We start from the raw sequence: 16661 nt of genomic DNA, 5'->3' as shown, positions 1-16661 counted from the left end.
CTGTGCTTTTTTGACGCCTGGAGTACACTCGATCCACCTCCATCGATGAAAGGGATGCCATGAGTAGCAGAATCGAACGCGACAGTTTCGGCCCGATCGACGTACCCGCCGACCGGCTGTGGGGAGCGCAAACGCAGCGCTCGCTCGAGCACTTCCATATCTCCACGGAAAAGATGCCGCCCGAACTGATCGCCGCCCTGGCCACCGTCAAGCGCGCGGCCGCCCACGTCAACCTGGACCTGGGTCTGTTGGATGGCAAGAAAGCCATCGCCATCACGCAGGCAGCCGACGAAGTACTGGCCGACAAGCACGAAGCAGAATTCCCGCTGGCCGTCTGGCAGACGGGTTCTGGCACGCAAAGCAATATGAACATGAATGAAGTGCTGGCCAACCGCGGCTCCGAGCTGATCGGCGGCTTGCGGGGCGAGGGGCGCCTGCTGCACCCGAACGACGACGTCAACCTGGGCCAGTCCTCGAACGACATCTTTCCCACCGCCATCCATGTGGCGGCCGCCCTGGCCGTCGCCAACACGGTCTTGCCGCCGCTGCGCCAGCTGCGCGCCACCCTGGACGCGAAGGCGACGGAGTTTGCCGACATCGTCAAGATCGGCCGCACCCATTTGCAGGATGCGACGCCGCTGACCCTGGGCCAGGAATTTTCCGGCTACGTGGCGCAGCTGGACTTTGCCGAGCACATCATCACGGCATCGCTGCCGCCGCTGCTGCAGCTGGCCGCCGGCGGCACGGCCGTCGGCACGGGATTGAATGCCCACGTGGAATTTGCCGGCCGCATCGCGACGGAACTGGCGCGCCTGACGGGCCAGCCGTTCGAGACGGCCAGCAACAAGTTTGCCGCGCTGGCGGCCCACGACGCGCTGGTGGCCGCCCATGGCGCGCTGAAAACCCTGGCCACGGCCCTGATGAAGATCGCCAACGACGTGCGCTGGATGGCGTCCGGCCCCCGCTCGGGCCTCGGTGAAATCACCATCCCCGAAAACGAGCCGGGCAGCTCCATCATGCCGGGCAAGGTCAACCCCACCCAATGCGAAGCGCTGACCATGCTGTGCTGCCAGGTATTCGGCAACGATGTCGCCATCACGGTGGGCGGCGCCTCGGGCAATTTCGAGCTGAACGTCTTCAAGCCCTTGATTGCGCACAACTTCCTGCAAAGCGCGCGCCTGCTGGGCGACGGCATGCGCAGCTTCGACGAGCATTGCGCGCACGCCATCGCGCCGAACCGTGAGCGCATCGCCGAACTGATGGAGCGCTCCCTGATGCTGGTCACGGCGCTGGCGCCGCACATCGGCTACGACAAGGCGGCGCAAATCGCCAAGCAGGCCCAGCATGAAGGCACGACCCTGAAGGAAGCGGCGCTGGCCCTGGGCTTTGTGACGGAAGAGCAATTCGGTGCGTGGATCGTGCCCCTGGACATGACGCGGCCCAACAAAAGTTAAGGCTCAGCCTGCATTCCTCCTGGCTTCATGTAAACTATGACCTTAGTTGACACCGTCATTAAGTGTTTAAAACACATCGTTGCAATAAGGGATACAATGCAAAAAGTAAGCTTTGATTTAACATCCGAGTTCGTCGAGCTGAACCAGCTGCTGAAGCTGGTCGGCCTGTGCGACAGCGGTGGCGCAGGCAAGGTCATGGTCGATAGCGGCGTGGTGAAGGTCGATGGCAAGAAGGAATTGCGCAAGACCGCCAAGATCCGCGCCGGCCAGGTCGTCAGCGTGGGCGATATCCGTATCACGGTCGTCGCTCCCGCTTGATGCCGGCATGGGGCGCGAAAGCAGCCCCATGCGTCCAGCCGGCGCCCTGCCAGCCGGCTGCCTGGATCAAGCTGCAAACACGTCGTTATTGTCAGATAAATATCGATTGCAGAGGGGAAGCGCCATGGACCATCCCGAACAAGGTACGCGCAGCCAGGAACGCCTGATCGGCGACTTGCGCCAGGTAATAGAAAACGCGGAAGAATTGCTGCGTAACACAGACAAATACACCAGCAGCCTGTACCAGAGCGCGCGCGCCAGGCTGGAACTGGCCCTCGTCGCGGCCACTGCCGAGCTCGCCCGCTTTGAAGAAGAGCAAGTCACGCGCATGATGGACGCCACCCTGGCCGCGAACGCCCTGTACCGCGATCAGACGGGCGAAGCGCGTCTGCTGCGGGCCTTCGAATAAACAGTCAGGTCGTCAACACCGCACGCGCCAGCCACTGGCGCAAGTGCGCGGCCAGGTCGAATGCGGGGTCCAGCTCGAACGCCGCATCGAGCGCGGCGCCAAACGTCTGCCCCTGCCTTAACGCCAGCAAGGCGGCATGCGCAGCCGCATCCAGTAGCAGCACCTGCGCCTTCCAGCGCGTCCGGCATACGAGCGCGCAGCTCGCCACCTGCATATCCTGCGGAAACCTCCCCTGCCCCTCTCCCTCCTGATGCGCCTGCCACAGGGCCGCCACTTGCCAATCCGATGCCAGCAAGGCGCAGGCGGGATGCAAGCTGAAACGCCGCGCTTCCAGCTGGTCGGGATGCAAGGCGGCCAGCGACTCGGGCGCCAGGCCCTGCGCATCGGGCGCGTAATGGGCCAGGTGCACGGCCCATTCCAGGCGCGCCATGTCCGGCAGATAGGGCAAGTCGGAGATATGCGGGAAAGTGGCCAGAAAATCGGCGAAACGGGCGCCAAACTGGTTCAAATCGGCGCTATCGGATGGCATCTGCCGCCCATACGCGCGCGCCAAGCCGCCCAGGAATTCCTCGCCTACCAGCGCCAGCACGACGGGATAGGCGTGCGCCAGGGTGCGGCGCCAGGTGGCACTCATATTGCCACGGTACAGTGCAAAACGCTGCGGCACCGCTTCTCCCGCGAACGGTGGCAATGTTGCCTCGGCATCCAGCAAGGCCGTGGCAAACGCTTGCTGGCCGGCCGCCAGCGCATCAAGCGACGCGGGCGGCGGCGGGGACGGCAGCGCTACTCCCTGCCGTGACGTTGGCGGCGCATGGCGCGCCAGCATGGCTTGCGCCTTGTCCGCCTCGCCCAGCAAGACATCGAGGGCGGGCAAGTCCGTATCCCATTCGACCAGCGTGGGAATGGCGCCAAAGCGCTGCAAGGCGGCCGCATACAAGTCCCAGACGGGATCGGCCACGGCGGCGCCGTGATGGTCGATCACGGCATGCGGCGTTACCAGATGGCCGCCCAGGTGCAGCTCGCCCACGCTGCCCGGCGCGATGGACAGCATGGCCGTCAAGGCGTCTTCGCCGTGGTTGCACTGGTTCACATACAGGTTATTGATATCGAGCAGCAGCCCGCAGCCGCTGCGGCGCGCCAGCTCCGCCAGGAATTGCGCCTCGCTCATGGCATCGTCGGCAAAACGCAGGTAAGTGGAGACATTCTCCAGCAAGATCGGCCTTTTCAGCGCATCCTGTACGCGCCCCACCCTGGTGCACAGCAAATCGAGGGCGGCGCCATTCAAGGCCAGCGGCAACAGATCATTGAGTTGCTGCTGCGCCACGGCACCCCAGCTCAGGTGTTCCGACACGAGGACCGGCTCGATGCGCTCGACCACGGCGCGCACGCGCTGCAGGTGCGCGTCGGAAAAACCGCGCGCGGATCCCAGGCCCAGGCCCACGCCATGCAGGCTGATGGGGTAATCCTGGCGCAGGGTGTCTAATACATGGTTATCCCAGCCCGACGGCTGCAGATAATTTTCGGTGTGTACTTCCAGCCAGCCCACCCTGGGGCGGCGCGCCAGAAAGTCGCGGTAGTGCGCGGCGCGCAAGCCGACGCCGGCAAGCGCTTGAACTGGCGGCGGCATGGGCAGGCGACGGATGCTTACGGCTGCGTGGCCGGTTTTGCCGCCGTGCCGGCCTTGATGGGCTTGACGGAACCGCCCGCCTGTTCGCACGTGCCCTTGGCAACATACGTCCATTCCGTCGGCAAGTTGTCCGCTTCCGCCTGGCCTGCGCAGGAGTGCGCGCCGTCGGACGAGGCGCAATCGTTCTGCCCTGCCTTGGCCACGCCATAACACTTTTCCTTGTCGCCAGGGGCGGGACCATCGTGCGCGGCCGCGTTGAGGGTGGTACCGGCACAGATGCCCGCGAGGGCGGCGGCGATGAGAGCTTGACGTTTGTTCATGGGAAATCCTCTTGCATGGGTCAAAGTAATGGCACGCCCCGGGCTGCGCTGATGGGCAACGCGAGGTGATGGACGCCATTCTACTGAATCGGCCGTGCCATGGCGAACCATGGTCAATTAATCAACTTGACAGGGGCGGAGAGAAAAATGGAAGGAAGGCAGGCTGCAGACAAAAACGCCCACGCGCCACCGTCGATGACGGTGGTGTGGGCGTAAGCAATGCGAGCGCCAGACGGGCGCCGCGGGACTGCGCTCAGGCGGTCGTGTTGATGCGGTTGCCGAGGTGAGCCGGCAGGCTTGGCGCCGACTGTACCGGTGGCAACGCTGCCAGCAAGGCCGTGGCGGTCGAGCTTTGGATATCCTGGGCTTTTTTCAGGACAGTCAAGCCGACGGCTTGCCGCGTGCCTGTCTCCGCCATCGTGGTTGACAGTTGAGCAATGCTTCCGACGTCCATACGTTTCTCCAATGAGGTTCTACCCTTGTTAACGGATGCCGCCGGCAAACCTTTAGCTTATTTTTCCAGCTTATTTTCCAACTGCAGCAGCAACCAGGCCAGCACGTGTTCGCGCGCATTCAAGTCCAGCCATTGCACGCCCTCGCGCAAATCGGCCGGCGCCGGGCTGTCCGACGCGACGGCGATCACATGCGGGTCATGCGGATACAGGGGCGCCTGCCCCACTTCTGGACGGAATACTTCCAGCTTGGGAATCGGGTCCGTCTTGAAGCCTTCCACCAGGGTCAGGTCTGCCGGCCCCATGCGGGCCAATTGCTGCGCCAGGCTGGGTTCCGGCGCGCCGCGCAGTTCATGCACGATGGCAAAACGGTACGGCGAGGCCACCAGCACTTCCGCCGCGCCGGCCAGGCGCAGGCGGGCGCTGTCCTTTTGCGGCGGTTCCAGCGCCAGGTCATGGTGGCTGTGCTTGACCAGGTTGACGCGCAAGCCGCGCGCCGCCATTTCCTTCACCACAAATTCCAGCAGGGTCGTCTTGCCGCTACCGGAACGGCCGATCACACCGAGTACCGGGTGTGCGGGCATCGCATCGTGCATGGTCACTCCTTGATTGAGAAGGAATGATTATACGCAGCCCACCGGCGCCGCCGTCCGGCGCAGGCGCCGCGCATCGCCCGACTCATCGCGCAACTCATCGCGCAAAACTCATCGCGCAACTCAAGCGCCGCCGGATTTCCCGCCATTCCTGGCACTGGCGGGCCCCGGCTTGCCGCCCTGCCGCCGGCGCCTGCCCACCGGCTTCGGCGCTGCCGTTCCCACCGTTTGACTTGCCGTTTTACTCGCCGTTCTACCATCCGCCGCCTGCGCATTCCTCGCCCTGCGCGCCAATTGCCGGTGGGCGGCGATCGCGCCCGCCTCCGCATCGGACTGGAAGGGAACGGCGACAGCGGCGGCCAGCGCGCCATCCGGCGGGGAAGCAAGCGCCAGCGGGGCGAAATCCTGCGCCCGCACATCCGCTTCCCATGCGGCGCGCTGCGCCTGCACGGCTGCGGGCACGGCAGGCGCCGCGCGCGGCTGCGCCAGGGTCAGCACGGCGCCCAGGCCGCTGGCGGCCGCCACGCGCGCGCCCATCTGGGGCAAGGCGCCATCGGCGGCGCGGCAAAAGCGCTGCAGGATGGTCTTGATGATCGACGCGTGATCGACCACCTCGTGGCTGACGCTGCCAGGCACGATCAGCGGCGACACGAGCAGCATGGGCACGCGCACGCCGTAGCGGCGAAACGCGGGGTCGTCGTCCACGGCGACGGGTGGCGGCACATGGTCGAAAAAGCCGCCGTGTTCGTCATAGCTGAGGATCAGCAAGGTGCGCGCCCAGGCAGGACCGCGCGACAGGGCCTGGTAGACCTGCGCCACCAGCGCCTGGCCGGCGCGGATATCGGCCGGCGGGTGGTCGTCATTGTCGAAGAAATGGGGATCGATCCAGCTGACCGAGGGCAAGGCGCCCGCCAGCGCATCGCCGATAAAGCCATAGCGGCGGGCGCTGGAGCCGAACGGTTCGTACATGTCGGACGAGCGGTAATGGTCGTCCGTCAGCGCCAGGCTCCAGGGTCTCCAGGCGGAATAGAACTTCCAGCTGACCTGGGCCCGCTCGAGGTGGCGCACGAAGGATTTGTTCGCATACAGGGGCACGCGCTTGCTGTCCTTGCTGCCGGCCGCCTTGCCGCTGACCGCATACAGGCGGTTGGGCCAGGTGGCGCCCGGCACGGAACTGTAGCAGCGGTCGCAGACGCAGAATTGCTGCGCCAGGAAATCGTACATGGGCAGGTCGGCCCCGTTGTAGTAGCCCATGACCAGGTCGATGTCGGGGTCGCCCGGATGCGTTTGCGCATAATCGTCGACGAAGCCACCGTTATTGTTTTGCAATTGCTGCGCCACCGACATGCCCGTATGCGACGGGTCTTGCTGCGGACCAAAGGCCGTGCGCAGCAAATGGTGCACGGGGTAGCGCACGCCCGCATGCACGTTGGCATGGCTTGCCTGCAAGCCATCGATATCGGTGCGCCCACCTTCCAGGCTCAGGTAGCCAAGCATGTGGTCGAACGAGCGGTTTTCCATCATCAGCACGACGATATGGTCGATGCGCGCCAGGTTTCCCAGGCCCTGTGCATCAAGCACACCCTCGCCAGCAGTTGCGGCAGCAATCATCGGACCTCCCCGGCCGCGCTCACGGTCGCAGCGACCCTGGTTCGACCAGGCCTGGCCAGTATGGTTCAGCTATGGCGGCCCGGCCTTGATGCGCAACAACTCAATATGGCACGCGGTAGCGGTAGCCCTTGAAACTGAAGATGGCCGCCTTCGGCTGCAACTTTTCCAGCACCAGGCCAGGCGCCAGTTCCTCGCCCTCGTGGCGCAAAACCTTGTCGATCAGCAACAGGCGGTCGGCCGGATTCTTCGAATAGATATAGCCGCCGATGGCGATGGCGGGGATTTGCCGCTGTATCGGCTCGGGCAAGTCGCGCATGCCGGGCACGGTCTCTTCGGCCGCCGGCGCGGGCGCGGGCATGGCCGGAGCCGGAGCGGGAGCGGGGACAGGCGCAGCGGCCTGGCCTGGCGTCTCCTGCTTCGGTTCCGGCACGGGCCTGGCATGGTGCACGGGCGCGGCAGTGGCCGCCGGTGGCACGGGTACGGGCACAGCCGCGGGCGCGGGCGCGGGGACAGCAGGCGGCGGCGCTGCCGGCAGCGGTGCGGGCACGGCCTGGGCCAGCAAGGCAGGGGCGACGGCCGCAGGTGCTGCCGCGCCCGCCTGCCACGGCTGCCACAGCAGCAGCGCGGCTGCCACGGCCACCGTCACACCGCCCAGCGCCAGCCAGACGGGCGCGCGCCGCGCGGCGCCGGATGCGGCGGCATCGTGCAGCGGCACTTGCGGTGCGTGGATCGACGGCAATTCGCCCAATTGGCGCTCGGCTTGCGATTTTTTCAGTGCTTCAAGTATGTAGGACATCTTATTTCCCCGCCACCATCGCCGTCGCAGCGGGCGCTGCCACGGCAGGAGCCGCGCTGCTCAGGCGCGGCTCCGAATTGTCACCCAGCTGCATCAGGCGTATGAATGTTTTCGGGCCCGCCAGGCCATCGGCCCGCAAGTTCTGGCGCTGCTGGAAAGCACGCAGCAGGCCTTGCATCTCGGCATCGAGCGGCAGATTGGCGGCCGGCGCAGGCAAGCCCTGTTGTTGCGCCAGGCGCTGCGCCAGCCAGTCCACGTCGGCGCCGCGGGCGCCCAGCGGCACTTCGTCGCGCCAGCTGCGCGGAGCGCGCCAGAAGGTGGTGAAACTACCATCGCTGCGCTGCGCCAGCTGGGCCAGCGGCACGCTTTGCGGCTTGCCATCGAGCATCAAGGTGGCGATCTCGTCCTGCACGCGCGTCAGCAGCGCCAGCTGCTCCTCCCCCTCCCCGTCGCGCAAGGCCAGCATGGCGGGACGGTCCAGCACGCGCAGCTCGGCGATGCCGCCCCGGCTATGCAGGCAGCGCAAGCCGGCGCGGGCGCCCGCCTGGCAGGCGTCACCGGCCGGCAACTGCTCGCCCCACAGGCTGGCCAGCTGGCGCAGCACGGCGTTGCGGTCCGGCACGCTGGCCGGTGCGGGGGCAGACGCGGCGGCAACCGCCACGGCGGAGACGGCCGGCACAGAGGCGGCCACGGCAGGTGCAGGGGGCACGGCGGACGGGCGCGGCATGAAATGCCAAGCCAGCGCGGCCGTGACCACGGCGCCGGCCAGCACGCCACCGGCCACGTGCGGCCAGCGCAGACCCCGTCCGGCAGCCGACTTCCCCTCTTCCGCAAACACTTCCCCGGCGGCGCGGCGCAATATCTGGCGCGTCACCTGCGGCTGGTTTTCCACGTAGGCGCCCAGCAGCGCGCGGTCGCACAGCAGGTTGATGCGGCGCGGCACGCCGTGGCTCAAGGCATGGATCTGCGCCATCAAACGCGGCGCAAACGGCGTCTGCGCCGTGCTGCCGGCCACGGCCAGGCGGTGGCGGATATAGCTGGCCGTCTCGTCCGCCGTCAGCGAACCCAGGTGATAGCGGGCGATCACGCGCTGCGCCAGCTGTTCGAGTTCGGGACGGGCCAGCATGGCGCGCAATTCCGGCTGGCCGATCAGTATGATCTGCAGCAACTTGCGCTCGCTCGTCTCCAGGTTGGTCAGCAAACGCAGCTGCTCCAGCACGGCGGCGGACAGGTTTTGCGCTTCGTCAATAATCAGCACATTATTCTTGCCCTGCGCATGGCTGGCCAGCAAGTGCGCATTGATGGCGTCGACATAGCCTTTCACGCTGGCCACGCCGGGCGCCAGGGCGATGCGGAATTCCTCGCAGATCGACAGCAGCAATTCCTCGACGGACAGTTTCGGATTGAAGATGTAGGCGAGCTGGCAATTTTCCGGAATCTGTTCCATGAAGCAGCGGCACACGGTGGTCTTGCCGGCGCCGATTTCTCCCGTCAGCAGCACGAAGCCGCCGCCGCTGCCCACGCCATACAGCAGGTGCGCCAGCGCTTCGCGGTGGCGTTCGCTCATGAACAGGTAGCGCGGATCGGGGGCGATCGAAAACGGCGATTGCTTGAGCTGGAAATAATGCGTGTACATGGAGACCCTGCGGATGAAACGATCAAAATGCGCGGCGGCAAGCCGAACCCCTCATCGGGTGCGGGCGGGCGGCAACGGCTTGTATTTGGCGCAATACACTTTCGCCTTGCTGCGGAAGTAGACGATTTTACTGCCAGGCACGGAACCACGGACAGGAAAGGCGGAATTGTCGAGCTTATTGAAGCGCAGGCCCGAGACGCCGCGGATGGCCGGTTCCAGCTTTTCCGGCGTCGCGTCCGCCACCACGCCCATGAAGACGAGGGGACTGGTATCGTCGCTGACGATCACGTCGGTAATCGGCGCGCCCCACAAGGTGGCGTCCGTGCGGAACCAGTAAGCGCCCCCTTCATGCTTGTAGGCGGGGCCGAAGGCCGTCAGCAGATACGCATAGAAGGCCTTGTTGTCGATCTGGTCGATGCACAGCACGGCGTTGCCCACCACTTGCCCGAACGTGGATGGCGGCGGCTTTTGCTGCGCCAGCACGCCGGACACGGGCGCGCCCACGGCCAGCAGGGCGAACGCCGCCAGCAGGGCCGGCGCACGCCACGGGCGCGACAGTAAGCGACGCAGGCGCATGATCAGCGCTTGCGCTCTTCTTTCTTGACCTTCTTGGCTTCCTTCTTTTCCTTCATGGTCTTGGCCGGTTCCTTCTTGGCTTCCTTCTTGCTGTCCTGTGCCTTGCTCATTATCTACTCCATACCTGGGCGGAAATGCCTGGGCCATTATGACACTCCCCCATGAAAATGCCACCCGAAAAGCAAAACGGCCGCACAAGGCGGCCGTTCCAGTCGCGCGTCAGCGCACTATCAGTGCAGGCACAGGCGGCGGCGCGTCTTTTCGATCAGCGCCGCATCGTAGGGATACAGGTTCTCGATGAAGAACAATTCCGTTTCCGCTTCGTCTTCCAGGCACATTTCGATCATGACCGGGCCATCGCTTTCGCGGCCCAGGAAATCCTTCGGCCAGCGGTTCTTGCGGTGCGTGCGCATCATTTCCATGCCCAGCGCAGCCAGCGGCGCCGACACGCCAGCGGCCAGCGCCTCTTGCTGCCAGTCGTCCCAGTAATCGCTCTTTGCTGCCTTGTCGTTCATCATGCTCTTCCAACTCAGGTGTAAAAGGCGGACTTTACTCTTCATGGCGTCCCTTGCCAAGCATGCGCGGAAGCAACACTACCGCGCGCGGCGCAGACCAGTCTGAAAAAATTGGCATTAAACAAGGCCAATTTCAATACCATTCGGCAAGCATAAAAATCCCTTTATTAACAATCACTTGCAATCATGCCCTCGGGCATGCGGCGACAGCGCGCAACGCATTTGTTAATACCACTTAAATACCTGTTGACAAGCCATCGGAGCGACAATATAGTGCCTTCAGCTTTTTCGCCGCCCGACAAATAAAAGAACCGAGACAGGCGCAATCAACCAAACGCGGGACTGCACAACATGATCGAATACATAATCGGCGTCGACGGCGGGGGCAGCGGAACCCGCGTACGCCTGGCGCGCCTCGACGGCCAGGAACTGGCGCAGGGACAAAGCGGCCCATCCGGCCTGGGACTGGGCATCGAACGGGCCTGGACGTCCGTGGCGCATGCCGTCACCCTGGCCTTCCGCGCCGCCGGACTGGAACAGCCGCCGCTGCAGCGCATGGCCATCGGCCTGGGCCTGGCCGGCGTGCACAACAAGCAGTGGGCCGCCAGCTTCATCGAACACAATCCCGGCTATGCCGCCGTCGCGCTCGAATCGGACGCCCTGACCACCCTGCTGGGCGCGCATGCGGGCCAGCCGGGCGCCATTGTGGCCATCGGCACGGGCAGCGTGGGCGAAGTGCTGCACGCGGACGGCAGCCGCCATGAAGTGGGCGGCTGGGGCTTCCCGTCCGGCGACGAAGCGGGCGGCGCCTGGATCGGCATGCGCGCCATCAACCATGCGCAGCAGGTGGCCGACGGCCGCGTGCCCGGCAGCGCCTTCGCCACGGCCATCATCGATGCCTGCGGCGGCCAGCGCGACGCCATGCAGGTGTGGCTGGCGGCCGCCAGCCAGACCAATTTCGCGCAACTGGCGCGCCTGGTGCTCGAACACGCGGCCACCAATGCGGTGGCGCGCGCCATCCTGGTGGACGCGGGCCAGCAGATCGCCCTCATCGCCAGGGCCCTCGACCCGGCCGGCGCCTTGCCCGTGGCCCTGTGCGGCGGCCTGGCGGCGCCCTTGTCGAGCTATCTGCCGGCGGCACTGTTGCAACTGGTCGTGCCGGCACAGGGCGACTCGGCCGCAGGCGGCCTGCGCCTGATACGCAAGCACTTGCAGGAGCAATGACCATGCTGGCCAAACTGTCCGCCTTCAAACCCAATCCGGCCAGCGACACGCCGCTCTACATGCAGCTGGCGAACATGCTGTCGGACGGCATCGCCAGCGGCGACTGGCGCGCCAACCAGGCCTTGCCTTCCGAGCGCGTGCTGTCGGACATCCTGGAAATCTCGCGCGTCACGGCGCGCAAGGCCATCGACATGCTGTGCGACCGGGGCATGCTGACGCGCAAGCGCGGCTCGGGCACCTACATCACGCCCAAGCTGGAACAGCCGCTGTCGCGCCTGACGAGCTTTTCGGAAGAATTGCGCCAGCGGGGCTTCACGGCCGGCTCGCGCTGGCTGCAGCGCGACATCGGCGCGGCCGCGCCGCTGGAACTGCTGTCGCTGGGACTGTCGCCGCACATGCCGGTGGCGCGTTTGCGCCGCCTGCGCACGGCCGACGAAGTGGTGATGGCGATCGAAACGACCACCATCCCCGCGCTGTACATGCCGGACCCGCAGCAGGTCACCGATTCGCTGTACGGCTACCTGGAGTCGCGCGGCACCATCCCGATGCGCGCGCTGCAGCATATCCGCGCCGTCAACGCCACGGCGGAACAGGCCAAGCTGGCCAATATCAAGACGGGTGAAGCCATGCTGCACATCACCCGTGTCAGTTATCTCGACAACGGCGCAGCGGTGGAACTGACCCACTCGTATTGCCGCAGTGATTATTATGAATTCGTAGCGGAGTCGCGCAGATGAGCAGCACTATCAAAGGCAATATCCTTACCCCCGGCGGCTGGATCCACGGCGCCATCGCCTTCGGCGAGCGGGTCGACAGCATCACGGGCGATTCGCTCCACCCGTCGGGCAACAGCGACGATTACATCCTGCCCGGCTTTATCGACCTGCACGTGCATGGCGGCGCAGGCAAGGACATCATGGAAGGCGGCGAAGCCGTGTACACCATCGCGGGCATCCATGCGCGCCACGGCACCACCAGCCTGCTGGCCACCACCATGACGGCGCCGCCGGAAGATATCGACATGGCATTGACGGCCATCGGCATCGCCGCCAACCACCGCCGCCCGAACACGGCGCGCGTGCTGGGCGCCCACCTGGAAGGCCCGTACATCAATGCCGGCAAGCTGGGGGCGCAGCCGAACTACGCGCGCGCCGCCAGCCTGGCTGAAATCGAGCGCCTGCAAACGCTGGCCAAGCTGCGCGTCATCACCGTGGCGCCGGAAATCGCCGGCCACCTGGACCTGGTGCGCGCCCTGGCCGACGCCGGCGTGCGCGTGCAGATCGGCCACACGCTCGGTTCGTACGAAGACGGCGTGGCCGCGCTGGAACATGGCGCCATGGGTTTCACGCATCTGTTCAACGCCATGAGCGGCCTGCATCACCGCGAGCCGGGCATGGTCGGCGCCGCCCTGGCGCACGCCGAATACGCGGAACTGATCCCCGACCTGCTGCACGTGCATCCGGGCGCCATCAAGGTGGCCCTGCGCGCCATCCCGCGCCTGTACTGCGTCACCGATTCCACCGCCGCCACCGGCATGCCGGACGGCGAATACATGCTGGGCCGCCACGCCGTGCAGAAGTGCATGGGCGGCGTGCGCCTGCCCGACGGCACCCTGGCGGGCAGCACCCTGACCCTGGACCAGGCGCTGCGCAACCTGGTGGGACTGGGACTGGACCTGGCCGACGCGTCCAAGCGCGTGTCGACCAACGCCGCCGATTACCTGGGCCTGGAAGAACGCGGCCGGCTGGCCCCCGGTACTTACGCCGATCTGGTGGTACTCGATCGCGATCTCAAACTCAAAGCTGTGTATATAGAAGGAGAAATCTGTGACCTCAATGATGCTTAAAGAAGCCATTTCCGCCGCCGAATGCGTCGCCCTGCAACTGGCCAGCGACACGGAACGCTACGCGGAACTGGGCCGCAAATTGAGGAGCACCTCGTTCTCGACCGCGCTGACCATCGCGCGCGGCAGCTCGGACCACGCCTGCAACTACGTCGCCTACCTGATCATGGCGCGCCTGGGCCGTGTCGTCGCGTCCCTGCCGATGTCGCTGGTGACCCTGAACAAGTCGCCGCTGGTGACGCGCGACACGCTGGCCATCTCGATCTCGCAATCGGGCCAGAGCCCTGACGTGGTCGAGCCGATCCGCTACTTCCGCGACGGCGGCGCCACCACCGTGGCCCTCGTCAACGACATCGATTCGCCGCTGGCGCACGCCGCCGAATGGGCCATGCCCCTGCGCGCGGGCAAGGAACAAAGCGTCGCCGCCACCAAGAGCTTCATCACCAGCCTGGTCGCCGGCGCGCGCATGGTGGCGCAGTGGCAGAACGACCCCGAACTGCAGGCGGGCCTGGAAGCGCTGCCCGAAGCGCTGCTCGAAGCGACCCGCGTCGACTGGTCGCCCGCCATCGACGTACTGGCGCCGGCCCGCAACATCATGGTCGTCGGCCGCGGCATCAGCTTCCCCGTGGCGCTGGAAGCGGCGCTGAAATTCAAGGAAACCTCGGCCCTGCAGGCGGAAGCCTTCAGCGGCGCCGAAATCAAGCACGGCCCGATGGCCCTGATCGAAGACGGCTACCCGCTGCTGATTTTCGCCACGCGCGGCCCGACGCAAGCCGGCCTGCTGCAGCTGGCAACCGAGATGCGCGGCCGCGGCGCCAAGGTCTTGCTGGCGGCCCCCGCCGACGTGGCCGAGCGCGACCTGACCCTGCCCGTGGCGGCCACGCCGGATCTCGATCCGATCGTCGCCATCCAGTCCTTCTACGTGATGGCGGCCAAACTGTCGGCCGCGCGCGGCATGGACCCGGATGCGCCGCGTCACCTGAGCAAGGTCACCAAAACCAATTAAGCAGCAAGCGGCAGCTGCGCCCCCGGCACGGGGCGCGGCTGCCGTCCGTAGCACCCGAATATAAGCGACGGCAAGGGCATGTACCCGCGCCGCGGACTCATGGACATTGGAGCCTCGCGCTCCAGGATAAAAATGACGATCAAGAGACTGTTGGCGGTTGTTGCCTGCGCGGGCCTGCTCGCGCCGCAGGCATGGGCTGCCGAGAAAATCGAATTCTGGACCTTCAGCATGAAGCCCAAGTTCACGCCGTATTTCAATGCGGTGGTGGCGCGCTATGAGGCGCAGAATCCCGGCGTCAAGATCGAATGGATCGACTTCCCGTGGGACGTCATCCAGACCAAGCTGGTCACGCGCATCGTGGCCGGCACGCCGCCCGCGCTGGTCAGCCTGAACGTGCCCTGGGCCGACGAATTCGCGCGCGACGGCTTGCTCACACCCGTCGATGGCCTGATCGCAGAGGCGCGCGCCAGCTACATCCCCAGCGCCCTGGCGGACTTGCGCTTCAAGGGCGGCACCTACGGTTTTCCCATGTACAGCAATGTCGCGGTGATCGCCTTCAATACCGCCATTTTCAAGCAGGCGGGCCTCGCGCGCGGCCCCGCCAGCCTCGATGAACAGCTGGCGTTCGCGCGCCAGATCGCGCAACGCACGGGCAAGGCCGGCATCGCCCCCGCGCTGTCGAAAATCGATGGCCTGTTCATGCAGCAGGGCCTGGCCGTGATCACCGACAACCGGGCCGTCTTCAATTCGCCGCAGCACGTGGCGCTGGTGCAGAAGCTGGCCGACACCTATAAAGTCGGCGGCCTGCTGAAGGAAAGCCTGTTCGCCGAAGATAATTTTCCCGCCGTGATCGACGCCTACAAGGGCGGCCGCCTGGGCATGCTGCTGGCGCCGCCGACGGCCATGCAGCGCATTCGCGGCGACGCGAAAGACATCTACGCCATCACAGACGTGGCGCCCGCGCCGCTGGGCCCCACCGGCATCGCCGACGGCGGCTGGCTGGTGCACTTCGCCATTCCGAAAGGCGTGCCGGCGCGCCAGTTGCCATCGGTCGGCAAGTTCGCGCGCTTCCTGACGAACGACGAAAACCAGCTGGCGTTCGCGCGCCAGGCCAGCGTCTTCCCCACCACGGTGAAAGCGGCGGCCGATCCGTTTTTCCTCGCCACGCCGACCAACGCGGGCGCGGCCGAAAAGGCGGTCGCCGCCGGCGCCCTGTCGATGGGCCACTCGCGCACCCTGTACGTGGCCGGCATCGACGACTACGACGAGCTGCGCCGCTCGCTGGTGAAAGCCGTCGAGGCGGGCGTGACGGGCAAGCAGGACGTGAAGCAGGCGCTGAACCAGGCCGTCGCCATCTGGAACCGCAAGCTGGCCACCCTGCCGCGCCACTGAGGACACCATGACATTCTCCCACCGCCACACTCTGCAAGCCTGGCTGTTCCTGACCCCCGCCCTGCTGCTGCTGGCCGCCTTTTCCTTCTGGCCCGTCGGCTACGGCTCCGTGCTGGCCTTCACCGACTACAGCCTGATACGCGAGACGCGCTTCGTCGGCCTGGATAACTTCCGCTACATCTTCAATAACGAGATGTTCGTCTCGGGCCTGAAGAATTCGCTGATGTTCCTGCTGATGGTGCCCTTCGTGCAGGTGGGCGCCATCACCCTGGCGGTCTTGGTGAACAACCGCCTGCCCGGCATCCGTCTGTTCCGCGCCGCCTTCTACGTGCCAGTGGTAACGACCGTATCCGTGGTCGGCATCATGTGGGGCTTCATGTTCCACGAGCAGGGCGCGCTGAACTACGTGATGCTGACCCTGAAACTGGTGAACGCACCCGTGGGCTGGCTGTCGAACGACAGCCTGGCCCTGTTTGCCGTCATGTTCGTCACCCTTTGGCGCGGCCTGGGCTGGTACATGGTGATGTACCTGGCGGCGCTGCAATCGATTCCGTCGGACATGCAGGAAGCGGCCATGCTCGATGGCGCCAACCGCTGGCAGCGCTTCTGGAAGATCACCGTGCCCATGCTGCGCCCCACCATCATGCTGTGCTCCATCCTGTCCGTGCTGGCGGCCCTGAAGGCGTACCAGGAAGTCGACGTGCTGACTCAGGGCGGCCCGATGAATTCCACCTTCACGGCGCTGTACTACGCGTACGACCAGGGCCTCAAGCACTTGAAACTGCCGCGCGCGCTGGCCGCCAGCTTCGTCGTGTCCCTATTTTGCATCGGCATCGCCCTGCTGTGCCTGCGCTACCTCAAACCCAAGCACCGTTGATCGGGAATGACC

At 65.8% G+C, this 16661-nt stretch carries 18 protein-coding genes; 9 read left to right on the top strand and 9 right to left on the bottom strand.

Annotation, left to right across the window (positions count from 1 at the left end; all coding sequences use genetic code 11):
- The first annotated feature begins 59 nt into the window (after positions 1-59).
- The 3 genes from fumC to NCG91_RS12440 all read left to right on the top strand — a co-directional run bounded on the left by fumC (position 60) and on the right by NCG91_RS12440 (position 2181).
- On the top strand, positions 60-1454 hold the full coding sequence (fumC, locus tag NCG91_RS12450; RefSeq protein ID WP_251349911.1) for a class II fumarate hydratase: 1395 nt from the start codon (positions 60-62) through the stop codon (positions 1452-1454).
- A gap of 96 nt (positions 1455-1550) precedes the next feature.
- On the top strand, positions 1551-1772 hold the full coding sequence (locus NCG91_RS12445; RefSeq protein ID WP_071079051.1) for an RNA-binding S4 domain-containing protein: 222 nt from the start codon (positions 1551-1553) through the stop codon (positions 1770-1772).
- Between the two features lie 124 nt (positions 1773-1896).
- On the top strand, positions 1897-2181 hold the full coding sequence (locus tag NCG91_RS12440; protein ID WP_034759786.1) for a hypothetical protein: 285 nt from the start codon (positions 1897-1899) through the stop codon (positions 2179-2181).
- Positions 2182-2185: 4 nt separating this feature from the next.
- On the opposite strand, the gene bufB is transcribed toward NCG91_RS12440, so the two are convergent.
- The 9 genes from bufB to NCG91_RS12390 form a co-directional block, all read right to left on the bottom strand.
- A complete protein-coding gene (gene bufB / locus NCG91_RS12435; RefSeq protein ID WP_251349910.1) occupies positions 2186-3808 on the bottom strand; it encodes an MNIO family bufferin maturase in 1623 nt (540 codons plus the stop codon).
- A 17-nt stretch (positions 3809-3825) separates the two neighbouring features.
- Positions 3826-4128: a BufA1 family periplasmic bufferin-type metallophore gene (locus NCG91_RS12430; RefSeq protein WP_251349909.1), complete on the bottom strand. Its 303-nt coding sequence runs from the start codon at positions 4126-4128 to the stop codon at positions 3826-3828.
- 253 nt (positions 4129-4381) lie between these two features.
- Complete coding sequence (locus tag NCG91_RS12425; RefSeq protein ID WP_034781856.1) at positions 4382-4582, bottom strand: YjfB family protein; 201 nt, start codon at positions 4580-4582, stop codon at positions 4382-4384.
- Positions 4583-4639: 57 nt separating this feature from the next.
- The gene (gene mobB / locus NCG91_RS12420) at positions 4640-5176 is read right to left on the bottom strand and encodes a molybdopterin-guanine dinucleotide biosynthesis protein B (RefSeq protein ID WP_077400616.1); all 537 of its coding nucleotides are present in this window, start codon (positions 5174-5176) and stop codon (positions 4640-4642) included.
- 120 nt (positions 5177-5296) lie between these two features.
- A complete protein-coding gene (locus NCG91_RS12415) occupies positions 5297-6754 on the bottom strand; it encodes an alkaline phosphatase family protein (protein ID WP_251349908.1) in 1458 nt (485 codons plus the stop codon).
- A 130-nt stretch (positions 6755-6884) separates the two neighbouring features.
- On the bottom strand, positions 6885-7580 hold the full coding sequence (locus NCG91_RS28025; RefSeq protein WP_285817120.1) for a general secretion pathway protein GspB: 696 nt from the start codon (positions 7578-7580) through the stop codon (positions 6885-6887).
- A gap of 1 nt (position 7581) precedes the next feature.
- Positions 7582-9216: an AAA family ATPase gene (locus tag NCG91_RS12400; protein ID WP_251349907.1), complete on the bottom strand. Its 1635-nt coding sequence runs from the start codon at positions 9214-9216 to the stop codon at positions 7582-7584.
- A 51-nt stretch (positions 9217-9267) separates the two neighbouring features.
- On the bottom strand, positions 9268-9792 hold the full coding sequence (locus tag NCG91_RS12395) for a hypothetical protein (RefSeq protein WP_251349906.1): 525 nt from the start codon (positions 9790-9792) through the stop codon (positions 9268-9270).
- A 230-nt stretch (positions 9793-10022) separates the two neighbouring features.
- Positions 10023-10310 carry a hypothetical protein gene (locus tag NCG91_RS12390; protein ID WP_029496217.1) on the bottom strand — a complete coding sequence of 96 codons (288 nt, stop codon included), beginning with the start codon at positions 10308-10310 and terminating at the stop codon, positions 10023-10025.
- Between the two features lie 348 nt (positions 10311-10658).
- Between NCG91_RS12390 and NCG91_RS12385 the strand changes: the two genes are divergently transcribed.
- The 6 genes from NCG91_RS12385 (at position 10659) to NCG91_RS12360 (ending at position 16649) form a co-directional block, all read left to right on the top strand.
- Positions 10659-11531, top strand: a complete 873-nt coding sequence (locus tag NCG91_RS12385; RefSeq protein WP_251349905.1) for a glucosamine kinase nucleotide-binding domain-containing protein — start codon at positions 10659-10661, stop codon at positions 11529-11531.
- 2 nt (positions 11532-11533) lie between these two features.
- On the top strand, positions 11534-12268 hold the full coding sequence (locus tag NCG91_RS12380) for a GntR family transcriptional regulator (RefSeq protein ID WP_070282815.1): 735 nt from the start codon (positions 11534-11536) through the stop codon (positions 12266-12268).
- On the top strand, positions 12265-13377 hold the full coding sequence (gene nagA, locus NCG91_RS12375; RefSeq protein WP_251349904.1) for an N-acetylglucosamine-6-phosphate deacetylase: 1113 nt from the start codon (positions 12265-12267) through the stop codon (positions 13375-13377). Before NCG91_RS12380 ends, nagA begins: the two co-directional genes overlap by 4 nt.
- On the top strand, positions 13367-14380 hold the full coding sequence (locus NCG91_RS12370; protein ID WP_071079063.1) for an SIS domain-containing protein: 1014 nt from the start codon (positions 13367-13369) through the stop codon (positions 14378-14380). The genes nagA and NCG91_RS12370 overlap by 11 nt, the downstream gene beginning before the upstream one ends.
- A 132-nt stretch (positions 14381-14512) precedes the next feature.
- A complete protein-coding gene (locus tag NCG91_RS12365; protein WP_251349903.1) occupies positions 14513-15772 on the top strand; it encodes an ABC transporter substrate-binding protein in 1260 nt (419 codons plus the stop codon).
- Positions 15773-15779: 7 nt separating this feature from the next.
- Positions 15780-16649, top strand: a complete 870-nt coding sequence (locus NCG91_RS12360; RefSeq protein WP_099665202.1) for a carbohydrate ABC transporter permease — start codon at positions 15780-15782, stop codon at positions 16647-16649.
- The last annotated feature ends 12 nt before the right edge of the window (positions 16650-16661 follow it).

The organism is Janthinobacterium kumbetense (assembly GCF_023703445.1).
GTDB lineage: Bacteria > Pseudomonadota > Gammaproteobacteria > Burkholderiales > Burkholderiaceae_D > Janthinobacterium > Janthinobacterium kumbetense.
This window is presented reverse-complemented; position numbering and strand designations above follow the sequence as displayed.